General features: G+C 66.3%; 15 protein-coding genes. 14 read left to right on the forward strand and 1 reads right to left on the reverse strand.

Annotated features, from left to right (window positions below):
* Positions 1 to 73 precede the first annotated feature (73 nt).
* On the reverse strand, positions 74 to 775 hold the full coding sequence (locus AC3WTC_RS03920) for an FKBP-type peptidyl-prolyl cis-trans isomerase (RefSeq protein ID WP_025875366.1): 702 nt from the start codon (positions 773 to 775) through the stop codon (positions 74 to 76).
* Between the two features lie 166 nt (positions 776 to 941).
* On the opposite strand from AC3WTC_RS03920, the gene AC3WTC_RS03925 reads away from it, so the two are divergent.
* The 14 genes from AC3WTC_RS03925 (at position 942) to AC3WTC_RS03990 (ending at position 13416) form a co-directional block, all read left to right on the forward strand.
* A complete protein-coding gene (locus AC3WTC_RS03925) occupies positions 942 to 1736 on the forward strand; it encodes an enoyl-CoA hydratase/isomerase family protein (protein ID WP_025875367.1) in 795 nt (264 codons plus the stop codon).
* 4 nt (positions 1737 to 1740) lie between these two features.
* Positions 1741 to 2094 (forward strand): hypothetical protein, encoded by a 354-nt coding sequence (locus AC3WTC_RS03930; protein ID WP_033830735.1) that lies wholly within the window; start codon positions 1741 to 1743, stop codon positions 2092 to 2094.
* Entirely contained in the window at positions 2094 to 2783 is a 690-nt protein-coding gene (gene nth / locus AC3WTC_RS03935; RefSeq protein ID WP_025875369.1) for an endonuclease III, read from the forward strand. The genes AC3WTC_RS03930 and nth overlap by 1 nt, the downstream gene beginning before the upstream one ends.
* A 229-nt stretch (positions 2784 to 3012) precedes the next feature.
* Positions 3013 to 4224, forward strand: a complete 1212-nt coding sequence (locus tag AC3WTC_RS03940) for an OprO/OprP family phosphate-selective porin (RefSeq protein ID WP_025875370.1) — start codon at positions 3013 to 3015, stop codon at positions 4222 to 4224.
* 110 nt (positions 4225 to 4334) lie between these two features.
* Positions 4335 to 5114 (forward strand): PA3715 family protein, encoded by a 780-nt coding sequence (locus tag AC3WTC_RS03945; RefSeq protein ID WP_492710680.1) that lies wholly within the window; start codon positions 4335 to 4337, stop codon positions 5112 to 5114.
* A 136-nt stretch (positions 5115 to 5250) separates the two neighbouring features.
* On the forward strand, positions 5251 to 6270 hold the full coding sequence (pstS, locus tag AC3WTC_RS03950) for a phosphate ABC transporter substrate-binding protein PstS (RefSeq protein WP_025875374.1): 1020 nt from the start codon (positions 5251 to 5253) through the stop codon (positions 6268 to 6270).
* A gap of 380 nt (positions 6271 to 6650) precedes the next feature.
* Positions 6651 to 7739: a phosphate ABC transporter substrate-binding protein PstS gene (gene pstS, locus AC3WTC_RS03955; protein ID WP_492710683.1), complete on the forward strand. Its 1089-nt coding sequence runs from the start codon at positions 6651 to 6653 to the stop codon at positions 7737 to 7739.
* Positions 7740 to 7821: 82 nt separating this feature from the next.
* Positions 7822 to 8790, forward strand: coding sequence for a phosphate ABC transporter permease subunit PstC (gene pstC / locus AC3WTC_RS03960; protein WP_025875378.1), 969 nt, complete (start codon positions 7822 to 7824; stop codon positions 8788 to 8790).
* On the forward strand, positions 8790 to 9653 hold the full coding sequence (gene pstA / locus AC3WTC_RS03965; protein ID WP_032951813.1) for a phosphate ABC transporter permease PstA: 864 nt from the start codon (positions 8790 to 8792) through the stop codon (positions 9651 to 9653). Before pstC ends, pstA begins: the two co-directional genes overlap by 1 nt.
* Positions 9654 to 9672: 19 nt before the next feature.
* The gene (gene pstB, locus AC3WTC_RS03970; protein ID WP_025875381.1) at positions 9673 to 10503 is read left to right on the forward strand and encodes a phosphate ABC transporter ATP-binding protein PstB; all 831 of its coding nucleotides are present in this window, start codon (positions 9673 to 9675) and stop codon (positions 10501 to 10503) included.
* Between the two features lie 64 nt (positions 10504 to 10567).
* A complete protein-coding gene (phoU, locus tag AC3WTC_RS03975; RefSeq protein WP_025875384.1) occupies positions 10568 to 11275 on the forward strand; it encodes a phosphate signaling complex protein PhoU in 708 nt (235 codons plus the stop codon).
* 180 nt (positions 11276 to 11455) lie between these two features.
* Positions 11456 to 11806 (forward strand): HvfA family oxazolone/thioamide-modified RiPP metallophore, encoded by a 351-nt coding sequence (locus tag AC3WTC_RS03980; RefSeq protein WP_025875386.1) that lies wholly within the window; start codon positions 11456 to 11458, stop codon positions 11804 to 11806.
* A complete protein-coding gene (locus AC3WTC_RS03985; RefSeq protein WP_492710686.1) occupies positions 11793 to 12668 on the forward strand; it encodes an HvfB family MNIO-type RiPP peptide maturase in 876 nt (291 codons plus the stop codon). The genes AC3WTC_RS03980 and AC3WTC_RS03985 overlap by 14 nt, the downstream gene beginning before the upstream one ends.
* On the forward strand, positions 12661 to 13416 hold the full coding sequence (locus AC3WTC_RS03990) for an HvfC family RiPP maturation protein (protein ID WP_280884153.1): 756 nt from the start codon (positions 12661 to 12663) through the stop codon (positions 13414 to 13416). The genes AC3WTC_RS03985 and AC3WTC_RS03990 overlap by 8 nt, the downstream gene beginning before the upstream one ends.
* The last annotated feature ends 18 nt before the right edge of the window (positions 13417 to 13434 follow it).

The raw sequence follows: 13434 nt of genomic DNA on the forward strand, positions 1-13434 counted from the left end.
GGCTGCAGCCTGGTGCAGAAACAAAAACGCGCCGGTGGGTTCACCGGCGCGTTGATGTTGACGCTGTTTCTTCTTACTTGACGCTGATCAGCTTGATCTCGAACTGCACAGCCACGTTCGGCGGGAACGGGGTGCGCGGGTCGGCGCCGTAGGCCTGATCCGGCGGCAGCGAGACTTCCCACTTCGAGCCTGCCGGCATCTGCAGCAGGGTCTCACGCATGGCCTTCATTTCGACTTCGCTGACCTTGATCGACGGAATCTGCTGAGCCGGACGGGCTTCGGTCGGGCGCTGGCCGTACGGGAATGGACCGGCCACTTCCAGCTGCACGGTGCTGGCCTGGGTCGGCTTGGCACCCTTGCCGGCTTCGATCACACGGTACTGAACGCCGCTCGGCAGGGTCTGCACGCCCGCCTTTGCCTTGTTCTGCGCCATGAACTGATCGCTCTTGGTCTTGTTTTCGGCAGCAGCCTTTTCGTACTCGGCCTTGGCGGCCTGGGCACGGCCCTGCTCGCGCTTCTGGAACGCTTCAACGGCCGGCTTCAGCTGCTCGGCGGTGATCGCCGGCTGCTTCTTGGCGTAGGCGTCCTGCAGACCCTTCACCACCGAGTTGATGTCCAGCTGCTCACCGCGACCGGTCAGCTCCGCCAGGTTGTTGCCGTAGTCGTAACCGAAGTAGTAGCTCAGCTTGCCCTTCTCGGACGCGATGTCCTGGGCGAAGGCATTGCCCGTCAGGGCCAGGGCCGCGACGGCGACCGCGATAGAACGCAACTTCATCAAACAGTTCTCCAGGGGTGGTAACTCAGGGACGTTCTGCGCCGCCCTGAGGCGACGGGTTAGGATAACGGCCACAACGTGTAACCGCTACTCACCACGCAGGCTATGACCTGTCTGCGTTTACAGAGTTCAATCTCACTTTTTTTTAACGTTCCAGGAGTTTCCCGTGGTCGAGGCCCCCGCTCCCCACCCGGTCGACGTCAGCGATGATGGCGCCGTCCGCACCATTACCGTGCAACGCCCGGACAAGCTCAACGCCCTCAACGCCGCCACCCTGCAGGCCCTGGCCGAGGCGTTTGGCGACGCCGCCGCCGACCCGGCGGTACGGGTGGTGGTGCTGACCGGGGCTGGCCCCAAGGCGTTCGTGGCCGGGGCCGACATCGCCGAAATGAACACCTTGAGCGCGGTTCAGGGACGTGATTTCTCTCTGCTCGGCCAGGCCCTGATGCGCCGCATCGAACGCATGCCCAAGCCGGTGATCGCCCGGGTGAATGGATTTGCGCTGGGCGGCGGGCTGGAACTGGCCATGGCCTGCCATCTGCGCATCGCCGCCGATTCGGCCAAAGTCGGCCAGCCGGAGATCAACCTCGGCCTGATTCCCGGCTTCGGCGGCAGCCAGCGCCTGCTGCGCCTGTGTGGTCGCGCGGCCACGCTGGAGCTGTGCCTGCTGGGCACCCCGATCGACGCCGCACGCGCACTGGCCCTGGGCATCGTCAACGAAGTGGTACCCGCCGCCGAGCTCGACGCCCGCGTGCAGGCCCTGGCCCGGCAGCTGGCACAGTCGGCGCCGCTGGCGCTGCGTGGCCTGCTCGACGCGGTGCACGTGGGCGGCGAATGCAGCCTGGAAGCCGGCCTGGAATACGAAAGTGCGCAGTTCGGCCTGCTGTTCGCCACCGAGGACATGCGCGAAGGCACCAGCGCCTTCCTGCAGCGCCGCCCCCCCGCCTTCCAGAACCGCTGACGCCATGGCATCCCGACCCAACCCCGTGCTGCTGTTCGCCCGGGTCCAGGCAGACGATCCCGATGGTGCGCTGCAGGCTGGACTGATGGACTACGTGGTGCGGCCTGGCGATGAGCGGCTGCTGCCCGATCATCCGGACCTGCCCGACCGCCTGTGCCAGATGCAGTTGCAACTGCAGCGTGCATGGGCGGCGCGCGAACGTTTCCGCGCTCGCGCCGTGCGCCTGGCCCGCCGCGAGGCCGAGCGTGATGCGCGCCGGACGCCCGCGCCGGCACCGGACGTAAAACCCGCCCTGCCTGCTGCCGCGGCCGCCATCCTCGCCCGGGCCAAGGCCCGCGCCGCCGGCAAGGAGCAGTAATGGCGACCGCGAAGAAGACCGCGCGCGCACCTGCGCGCCGCGGCGGTACGATGCCGCGTGCCGACGTGGTGGAAATGTTCACCCGCCTGCGCGAGCTCAACCCGCATCCGAAGACCGAGCTGGAATACAGCTCGCCGTTCGAACTGCTGGTGGCGGTCGCGCTGTCTGCACAGGCCACCGACGTCGGCGTCAACAAGGCCACCCGACGCCTGTTCCCGGTTGCCAACACGCCGGCGAAGATCCTCGCCCTGGGCGAAGAGGGACTGAAGAAGTACATCGCCACCATCGGTCTGTTCAACGCCAAGGCGAAGAACGTGATCGCCACCTGCGCGCTGCTTCTGGAGAAGCACGGTGGCGAAGTGCCACGCGATCGCGACGCACTGGAAGCCCTGCCCGGTGTCGGCCGCAAGACCGCCAACGTGGTGCTCAACACCGCCTTCGGCGAACCGGTGATGGCGGTGGACACGCACATCTTCCGTGTCGCCAACCGCACTGGACTTGCGCCCGGAAAGAACGTGCGCGAGGTTGAAGATCGACTGGTCAAAGCGATTCCCGCCGAGTTCCTGCTCGACGCGCACCACTGGCTGATCCTGCACGGCCGGTACGTGTGCAAAGCGCGCAAACCGGATTGCCCGGGCTGCGTGATTGCCGACCTGTGCCGGTTCAAGGACAAGACCCCCGCAGAATGACGGCGCCATCCACGCATGGCGTGGATCGGCTGGAAAATCCATCCACGCATGGCGTGGATCTACTGCAACCGGGGCGCAATCCGCGCGTCATACGTAACCGGTTTCAATGGCAGGCCCAGCCGTGACGGGGCCTGCGGCGGATCGCCGCCGTGCGCGAACTGTCACATTTACGCAATCTTCACGTTTTAGCCTGCGCGCATCTTCCCACCTGCCTGCAAGGCTCCTCTCCATGAAACTGCATCACCAGCTCCTGACGATCGCCGTGGCTGCTGCGCTGTACGTGCCGGCCGCCCACGCCGAAGTCGCCATCGATGTGATCGGCGGTTCGGAAATCACCTTCGAAGGCCTGGTCCAGGCCGACGGCAACTGGTACGACAATGACGTCGTGGACCTCAACGGCGGTGACGCCGGCAACGGCAAGAACAGCGAATTCGAACTGCGTCGCGCCGAGCTGGTGCTGAAGGGCAAGGGCCCGGGCAACGTGGAATGGGTCGTGGGCTACGACGCCAAGGCCGACAAGTTCCTCGACACCAACGTGAAGTACAAGCTGCTGGGCAACGCCAACCACTTCATCCAGGTCGGCCAGTTCAAGCAGCCCAACAGCCTGGAAGAACTGTCCAGCACCAAGAACAACGACTTCATCTCCAAGGCTGCGGTCACCAACACCTACGCTGTCGCCCGTCGCCTGGGCGGTGCCTACAGCTACGGCCAGGACAACTGGTCGGTCACCGCCAGCGCCTTCGGCCGCGAACTGACCCGCAACCTGGCCCACGGCAGCGGCTACGGCGCACGTGGCACCTGGGCCCCGATCAACGAGAAGGGCCAGGTCCTGCACTTCGGCCTGAGCTACGTCGACTACGACACCGACGCGGACACCCTGCGCGTGCGTGCCCGCCCGAACGCCGACCTGGCCACCGCGCGCCTGGTCGATGGCGGCAACATGACCGACACCGACCGCGTCAGCACCATCGGCGCCGAAGCGATGTACTTCCAGGGCCCGTTCAAGGCCCAGGCCGAGTACTACACCAGCAAGGCCAAGCGTTACGCCCATGACAACTACACCACCGACGGCTACTACGTCAGCGGCGTGTGGAATGTCACCGGCGAAAGCTGGAGCTACAAGGGCGGCACTCCGGGTACCGGCCTGCCGAACAACCCGGCCGGCGGCCAGTGGCAGCTGGGCGTGCGCTATGACCACATGGATCTGAACGACGGCAACCTCGCCGCCAACCCGGTGGCCGGCCGTCCGCCGATCGTCGATGGCGTGCTCGGCGGCAAGATGGACATCTGGACCGTCGGCGCGAACTGGTACTGGCGCTCGAACTTCAAGCTGATGCTCAACTACGTGATGGTCGACAGCAAGAAGTACAGCTCGACCGCCCGCGGCTTCGTCAACGACGATCCGAACATCCTGGAAGCCCGCGCGCAGTTCTTCTGGTAAGTCCGGAAGCACGCGTTCGAACGAAGGCACGGCCCAGGCCGTGCCTTCGTCGTTGTGGGCAGGCGGTGGCCGCGCGATGATGCCCTGCCCTGTCGACAAGGACCTTCGGGATGCCTTCTTCGCTCCGCCTGCGCCGCCTGCTTTGCGGTGTCCTGCTCGCTGCCCTGCCCGCCACTGCGTTCGCCTGTGACGATGCGGAGGCCGTGCGCGAGGCCGCGTATCGGCAGTTGCCGGCCGGCGCCCTGCCGGTCACGGCACGTTTCACCGATGCGGACAGCACGGCCTGCCGTGCGTGGCCCGCACAGCCCGGCACGACCCTGCTGGCCGTCGCGCAATGGGCCGCCCCCGCCTCGGAAGAGGCGCGCGGCGGCGACCTGGACCTGCTGCTGATCGATACCGCCAGTGGCAGGCCACTGGCCTGGACCCGCGTGGCCGACGCGGTCAGCAGTGATGCGCTGCGTTTTACCGGCCTGCGCCTGGATACGGCACGCTGGCAGCTGGATCCGGCCACCCGCGCGTTCGGCGTGCGCATGGACTACAACGGCAGCTCAGGCCCCAACCCGTTCGCGCAGACCGAGCTGCAGTTGTTCGTACGCGAGGGCCGGCAGCTGCGCCGGGTGCTTGCCCCGCTGGCCGTCAGCGGCAGTCGCGGCGAATGGGATACGCGGTGCGCCGGCGAGTTCAGCCGCTTCGAGCGCACGCTGGAGATGGGCAGTGCCAATGCCGCTGGCCTGGCGCCGATCGTGGTGCGCGAAAAACGCACTGATACGATCAGCGTCGCCGCCGGTGACGACTGCCACGCCACCGACACGACGGCACCCGCACAGCGCTGGACACTGCAGCCCCGCGACGGTCGCTATGCCGTTCCGGAGGCGCTGCGCGGGCTCTGAAGGGCGGGCTTGGGCACCGCCATGACGGCTGTCACGTTCGCGTCATATGACAGACGCGGGCGTGTCATGGAACCGTTATGGAATGTGCACCGAAACGTCGGGCAGCCGCCCCTCGACCACCCCAGGAGTCTCTCCCGTGATCCACGCCTTCAAGTCGCGCGCCGCCGTCGCCATTCTGGCCGCGTCGTCCGTGTTCGCCGCCAACGCCGCCGATGTCACCGGCGCGGGCGCCTCGTTCATCTACCCGGTGATGTCCAAGTGGTCGGCCGACTACAGCACCGCCACCGGCAAGAAGGTCAACTACCAGTCGATCGGTTCCGGCGGTGGTATCGCCCAGATCAAGGCAGCGACCGTGGACTTCGGCTCGTCCGACGCGCCGCTGAAGCCGGAAGAGCTGGCTGCCGCCGGCCTGGCCCAGTTCCCGTCGGTGATCGGTGGCGTGGTGCCGGTGATCAACGTTGCTGGCGTCGCCCCCGGCGCGCTGAAGCTGGACGGCCCGACCCTGGCCAACATCTTCCTGGGCAAGATCACCACCTGGAACGACCCGGCCATCGCCGCCCTCAACAGTGGCCTGACCCTGCCCAGTGGCAAGATCACGATCGTTCATCGTTCGGACGGCTCGGGCACCACCTTCAACTTCGTCAACTACCTGTCCAAGGTCAGCCCGGAGTGGAAGAGCAAGGTCGGTGAAGGCACTTCGGTACAGTGGCCGGCCGGCATCGGCGGCAAGGGCAACGAAGGCGTTGCTGCCTACGTGAAGCAGATCAAGGGCGGCATCGGCTATGTCGAACTGTCCTACGCGCTGCAGAACAAGATGTCCTACGCGGCGATGAAGAACGCGGCCGGCAAGATCGTGCAGCCGTCGGACGCCTCGTTCTCGGCCGCTGCGGCCAGCGCCGACTGGGCCAACGCCCGTGACTTCTACCTGGTGATGACCAACGCCCCGGGCGCTGATGCATGGCCGATCACCGCCACCAACTTCATCCTGGTGCGCAAACAGCCGAAGAACGTGGCGGGCGCCAAGGCCACGCAGGAGTTCTTCCGCTGGGTCTACAAGAATGGCGATGCGCAGGCCAAGCAGCTGGACTACGTGCCGCTGCCGGACGCGCTGGTGCGCCAGATCGAGACCTACTGGACGCAGAACCTGAAGTACTGAGTTCGTTGCAAGGCGTTCCCCCGCAGGAACGGGGCCGGCGGGTCCTCTCTCCCCCGCCGGCCCCACCGGGCGCTGGATCCTTCGGGGTCCGGCGCTCTTCTTTTTTGCAGGGTTGTCTGTTGCGGTTGGTCGTGAAAGGCGCTGCGCCTCCTCGAATGTGGCATTGCGGCGATGGGCCGGACCTCCGCCACGCTGGGGATCGCGCAGAAGCGCAGTTGGGGCTGTCAGCCGACCCGGCAGCCAACCGTGAATCCCGCGAAACCCTTGCCAGAACGTGATCCAGGACACCTCTGTCATGGACGTCATACGGCTGTAACAAAAACATCATTTCATAGCCGCATCCGCCGACACCGTCGGCTCTACCCCGCTATGGAGTGACCATGAAACTGCACTCGGCCAGCCTTGCCGCCCTTTCCCTGGCCATCGCCCTGGGCCTGTCTGCCTGCGGTGGCGACAAGCAGGCCGCACAGCAGCCGGCCGCTGACGGCGCCGCTGCTCCGGCCGCTGCCGGCGACAAGGTGACCGCTGAGGTCTCCGGTGCCGGCGCCTCCTTCATCTTCCCGCTGGTGTCCAAGTGGTCGGCCGACTACAACACCGCCACCGGCGCGAAGATCAACTACCAGTCGATCGGTTCCGGTGGTGGCATCGCCCAGATCAAGGCCGGCACCGTTGATTTCGGTTCGTCCGACAAGCCGCTGAGCAGCGACGAGCTGGCCCAGGCTGGCCTGGCCCAGTTCCCGTCGGCCATCGGCGGCGTGGTGCCGGTGGTCAACATCGACGGCCTGGAAGCCGGCAAGCTGCGCCTCAGCGGCGCCCTGCTCGCCGACATCTTCCTGGGCAAGGTCAAGACCTGGAACGACCCCTCCATCGTCGCCGCCAACCCGGGCGTGACTCTGCCGGACGGCAAGATCACCATCGTCCACCGTTCGGATGGTTCGGGCACCACCTTCAACTTCTCCAACTACCTGTCCAAGGTCAGCCCGGAGTGGAAGAGCAAGGTCGGCGAAGGCACCTCGGTGCAGTGGCCGGACGGCGTGGGTGGCAAGGGCAATGAAGGCGTTGCTTCCTACGTGAAGCAGATCAAGGGCTCGATCGGCTACGTCGAACTGGCCTATGCCCTGCAGAACGCGATGCCGTACACCTCGCTGCAGAACGCGGCCGGCACCTGGGTGCAGCCGAACGCTGAAACCTTCGCCGCCGCTGCCGCCAGCGCCGACTGGGCCAGCGCCAAGGACTTCAACCTGGTCATCACCAACGCCCCGGGCGAGCAGGCGTGGCCGATCACCGCCACCAACTTCATGCTGATGCAGAAGAAGCCGAAGGATGCCAAGCGCAACCAGGATGCCCTGGCCTTCTTCAAGTGGGCCTTCGAAAGCGGCCAGACCCAGGCCAACGAACTGCACTACGTGCCGCTGCCGGCCGAGCTGGTCAAGCAGATCGAAGCCTACTGGGCGACCGAACTGAAGTGATGGACCCGACGGTGCCCGCCACGTGCGGGCACCGTCTCCTGCACATCGTGCTGCCCCGCCCCTTCTTGGCCCTGCCGTCCCCATGAATGCCATCGCCCAGCCTGTAGCCGCCCCGTCCACGCGTGACACGCGTGATGCCCGCAACGACAAACTGTTCCGATGGGTGCTGGTCGGCACCGTCATCTTCGTCCTGATCGCGCTGGCCTGCGCCGCACTGTCGATGCTGTGGGGTGGTCGCCACGCTCTGCAGATGCAGGGCCTGAGCTTCTTCTTCTCCTCCGACTGGAATCCGGTCGAAAACAAGTTCGGCGCCCTCGCCCCGATCTACGGCACCCTGGTCACCGCGCTGATCGCGATGGTCATCGCCGTACCGGTCAGCTTCGGCATCGCCTTCTTCCTCACAGAAGTGGCACCGCGCTGGCTGCGTGGCCCGGTCGGTACCGCCATCGAACTGCTGGCGGGCATTCCCTCGATCATCTACGGCATGTGGGGCCTGTTCGTGCTGGTGCCGGTGATGACCGAGTACGTCACCCCGTTCCTCAACGAAACCCTGGGCGAATGGCCGATCATCGGTCCGGTGTTCCAAGGCCCGCCGCTGGGCATCGGCATGCTCACCGCCGGCTTCGTGCTGGCGATCATGGTCATCCCGTTCATTTCCTCGGTGATGCGCGAAGTGTTCCTGACCGTGCCGACCCGCCTGAAGGAATCGGCCTACGCGCTGGGTTCCACCAAGTGGGAAGTGAGCTGGGACATCGTGCTGCCCTACACCCGCTCGGCGGTGATCGGTGGCGTGTTCCTCGGCCTCGGCCGCGCACTGGGCGAGACGATGGCGGTGGCCTTCGTGATCGGCAACAGCGTGCGCCTGTCGCCGTCGCTGCTGGAACCGGGCACCACCATCGCCGCACTGATCGCCAACGACTTCGGCGAAGCCACTGAAACCTACCGCTCGGCGTTGCTGCTGCTCGGCTTCGTCCTCTTCATCGTCACCTTCGTGGTGCTCGCCATCGCCCGCCTGATGCTGATGCGCCTGTCCCGCAAGGAGGGCAACTGATGTCCAGCACCGCTGACTCCCTGTACCTGCGCCGCCGCATCGGCAACGTCATCGCCATCGCGATGTCCTGCGCCACTGCGCTGTTCGGCCTGTTCTTCCTCGGCTGGATCCTGTTCACCCTGGCCTCCAAGGGCCTGGCCGGCATCAACCTGGATCTGTTCACCAAGATGACACCGCCGCCGATGCAGGAAGGCGGCCTGGCCAACGCCTTCTTCGGCAGTGCGGTGATGTGTGCGCTGGCGATCGGCATCGGCACCCCGCTGGGCGTGCTGGCCGGCACCTGGCTGGCCGAGTACGGCAACGCCCGCAAGGCCGGCACCGTGGTCCGCTTCGTCAACGACATCCTGCTGTCGGCCCCGTCCATCGTGCTGGGCCTGTTCGTCTACACCCTGTACGTGATGCAGACCGGTGGCAGCTTCTCCGCCTTCGCAGGTGCACTGTCGCTGGCCTTCATCGTGCTGCCGGTGGTGGTGCGTACCACCGACGAGATGCTGCGCCTGGTGCCTTCGCAGATGCGCGAAGCCGCGCTTTCGCTGGGCATTCCGCAGTGGAAGGTGATCGTGCAGGTGCTGTACCGCAGTGCCTCGGCCGGCATCATCACCGGCATCCTGCTGGCGCTGGCCCGCATTTCCGGCGAGACCGCACCGCTGCTGTTCACCGCCTTCGGCAACCAGTACTGGAACAGCAACGTGTTCCAGCCGATGGCCTCGGTGCCGGTGGTGATGAACCAGTTCGCCGGCAGCCCGTACGAATCCTGGCAGGTGCTGGCCTGGGCCGGCGCGCTGGTGCTGACCGTGTTCGTGCTGCTGGTCAGCCTCTCTGCACGCGGCATCCTGCTGCGCAACCGTATCTCCCATGACTGACCTTTCCGTGGATACCGCCATGAACGACCTTTCCAACGCCGTGCCGATGCAGCGCATCGTCGTGCCGGCCTCGCACGAGAACCTGCACGCTCCGGCCCCGGTCAAGCTCGCCGCGCGTGGACTGGACTTCTACTACGACAAGTTCCACGCCCTGAAGGGCATCAACCTGGAGATCCCGGAAAAGCGCGTGACCGCGCTGATCGGTCCCTCCGGTTGCGGCAAGTCGACCCTGCTGCGCATCTTCAACCGCATCTACGCGCTGTACCCGAAGCTGGAAGCGCGCGGTGAGGTGATCCTCGACGGCGAGAACATCCTGTCGCCGAAGTACCCGATGAACCGCCTGCGCAGCAAGGTCGGCATGGTGTTCCAGAAGCCGGTGCCGTTCCCGATGACCATCTTCGAGAACGTGGCCTACGGCATCCGCCACCACGAGAAGCTGTCCAAGGCGGACATGGCCGACCGTGTCGAGCACGCGCTGCGCCAGGGCGCGCTGTGGGACGAAGTGAAGGACAAGCTCAACCAGAGCGCGCTGGGCCTGTCCGGTGGCCAGCAGCAACGTCTGTGCATCGCCCGTGCCGTGGCCCTGCGCCCGTCGGTGCTGCTGCTGGACGAGCCGACCTCGGCGCTGGACCCGATTTCCACCAGCCGCATCGAGCAGCTGGTGGAAGAGCTCAAGCATGAGTACACCATCGTGATCGTCACCCACAACATGCAGCAGGCCGCGCGCGTGTCCGATTACACCGCCTTCATGTACCTGGGCGACCTGATCGAACACGACCGCACCGAAGTGATCTTCTCGCAGCCGTCCAAGCAGCAGACCGAGGATTACATCACCGGCCGGTTCGGCTGATCGGCGCTGACGCTTCGTCACCTGTCCCAGCCAGGCGCGCCTGGCTCTACCTGGATTGCAGAACATGAACCTTCCCAACGACCACATCGTCAAAAGCTACGACGAAGAGCAGCAGCGCCTGGTGGCCGAAATCGTGCGCATGGGCGAGATGGCCGTCGCCCAGCTGGAGGCGTCGATGGACGTCATCGAGAAGCGCGATGAGAACGCCGCCCATCGCATCATCGCCAACGACGAAGCGATCGATTCGCTGGAACAGCAGATCAGCCACGACGTGATGCGCCTGGCGCTGCGTGGCCCGATGGCCCGCGACCTGCGCGAGATCCTCGCCGGCCTGCGCATTCCGGCCGATATCGAACGCATCGGCGACTACGCGGCCAACGTCGCCAAGCGCTCGATCGCGCTGGGCAAGGTGCCGCCGCTGCCGCAGATCCAGGGCCTGCGCGCCCTCGGCCGCCTGGCCGCACAGCAGGTCCGCCGCGCCATCGCCGCCTACCGCGACAACGACGCCGATGCCGCGCTGGAACTGCGCGAGGACGACGCCCGCCTGGATGCGCAGTACACAGCGCTGTTCCGCGAGCTGCTGACCTACATGATGGAAGACCCGCGCAACATCACCCCGTGCACCCACCTGCTGTTCATGGCCAAGAACCTGGAGCGCGTGGGCGACCATGCCACCAACATCGCCGAGAACGTGTGGTTCCTGGTGCACGGCGAACAGCCGCTGCCGCCGCGCCAGAAGCGCGACGAGACCTCCAGCGCGGGCGATATCTGATACTGCACTGCAACACCGGATTCGACTCCAGGGTGGCCGCTGTCCTCGTGACAGCGGCCTTTTTGTTGGCGCTGCAATACTTCTCACGAAAATTTGAATTCCCGGCGAGGATTCGTTGAGTAGGATCGCTGCACCATCGCTTCACCACGGGCACCCGCCCACCACCCAGGAGCACGACCGATGAGCACCTCCAACAAGACGCTGTCCCTGCTGACCGCCACCGCCCTGGCCGCAGGCCTCGGCATGACCGCCTCGGCCTCGGCACTGAGCATGACCGACCTCGCCCAGGGCTACCTGGTGGCCGGCCAGGCGGCCAAGGCCACCGACGCGAAGGCGACCGATGCAAAATCCGCCGATGCGGCCAAGCATGCCGAAGGCAAGTGTGGCGCCGACGGCAAGAGTGCTGAAGGCAAGTGCGGCGGCGACAAGGGCAAGGCAGCGGCCGGTGCGGACACCAAGGCCAAGACCGGCGGTGACAAGAAGTCGGCCGAAGGCAAGTGCGGCGAAGGCAAGTGCGGTGGCAAGCACTGACGTCCGCGCCGGCGTCGTCCACCCGCGGTCGCCGCTTCCTGCGGCGGCCGTGGGCCTGGGCCTGCGCCGTGCCCTGCTGCAGGACCTGCGCGATGCACCGGCCGGCGATTTCGATTTCCTCGAATGCGCGCCGGAGAACTGGATCGGTGTCGGTGGTCCCGCAGGTGACGCGTTGGCCGAACTGGCGGCGCGCCATCCGCTGAGCTGCCACGGCCTGTCGTTGTCGCTGGGCGGCAGTGCCCCCCTGGATACCCAGCTGCTGGCGCAGGTGGCTGCGTTTCTGCACCAGCATCAAGTGCCGCTGTACAGCGAACACCTGAGCTACTGCAGCGACGAGGGCCACCTCTACGACCTGCTGCCGATTCCATTCACCGATGAAGCGGTACGCCACACCGCTGCCCGCATCGCCCGGGTGCAGGACATTCTCGGCCGCCGCATCGCCGTGGAAAACGTGTCGTACTACCTGGCGCCGGACCCGACGATGGACGAACTGGCCTTCACCACTGCCGTGCTGGCCGAGGCCGACTGCGATCTGCTGCTGGACGTCAACAACGTCTACGTCAATGCCTGCAACCATGGCTACGACGCCGATGCCTTCATCGCCGGCCTGCCCGCACAACGCATCGTCTGCCTGCACGTGGCCGGGCACCTGGACGAGGCGCCGGACCTGAAGATCGACACCCACGGCAGCCCGGTGATCGACCCGGTGTGGGACCTGCTGGCACGCACCTACGCCCACATCGGCCCACGCCCCACCCTGCTCGAACGCGACTTCAATTTCCCGCCCTACGCCGAGCTGCGGGGCGAACTGCAGACCATCCACCGCCTGCAGGCCGCGCATGCCGGAGCCGCCCATGGCTGACGCCCCCGAACGCCTGCGTGCGCAGCAGCACGCGTTCACCGCGCACCTGCGCGACCCGGCACAGGTACCGGCGCCGCCCGGCATGGACCCGCGTCGGGTGGCCGTGTACGAACGCCTGCTGTTCAACAATCTGCTGGGGTTGTTGAGCAATGGCTTCCCGGTCTGCGTGCGCCTGCTGGGCGAACCGGACTGGAGTGCACTGGTGCGCCACTATTTCGCCAGCCACCATTGCCACACCCCGTTGTTCACCGAACTGGCTGCCGAGTTCGTGCAGTGGCTGCAGGTGCAACCGGAGCTGCCGCATCCGGCGCTTGCCGAACTGGCCCACTACGAGTGGGTGGAGACCGCGCTGTACCAGCTGCAGGCCGATCCGCTGCCGGAACCGGGCAACATCGATCCGCTGCAGGTGCCGCTGCGCCGCTCACCGCTGGCCTGGCCGCTGCTGTACCGCTGGCCGGTGCATCAGCTGGGTAGCGAAGATGCACCGTCGCAACCACCGGCAGAGCCCACCGGCCTGCTGGTACGGCGCGACGCTGATGGCGCGGTGCGATTTGCCACCCTGACCAGCCTCGCAGTGCATCTGCTGACCCTGATCGGCGAGTCCCCCGGGGCCACCGGCCAACAACAGCTGCAGCAACTGGCCGCCCTGCACCACCTCGATCCTGGGACATTGGCCGCCCCTGGCGCGCACCTGCTGCAGCAGTTCCTGCGTGCTGGCGTGATCGGTCCGCTCCCCGCTTCACCCTGACGCCCCTTCCAGGAGATA

Source organism: Stenotrophomonas sp. FW305-C-20-S1 (genome assembly GCF_058783335.1).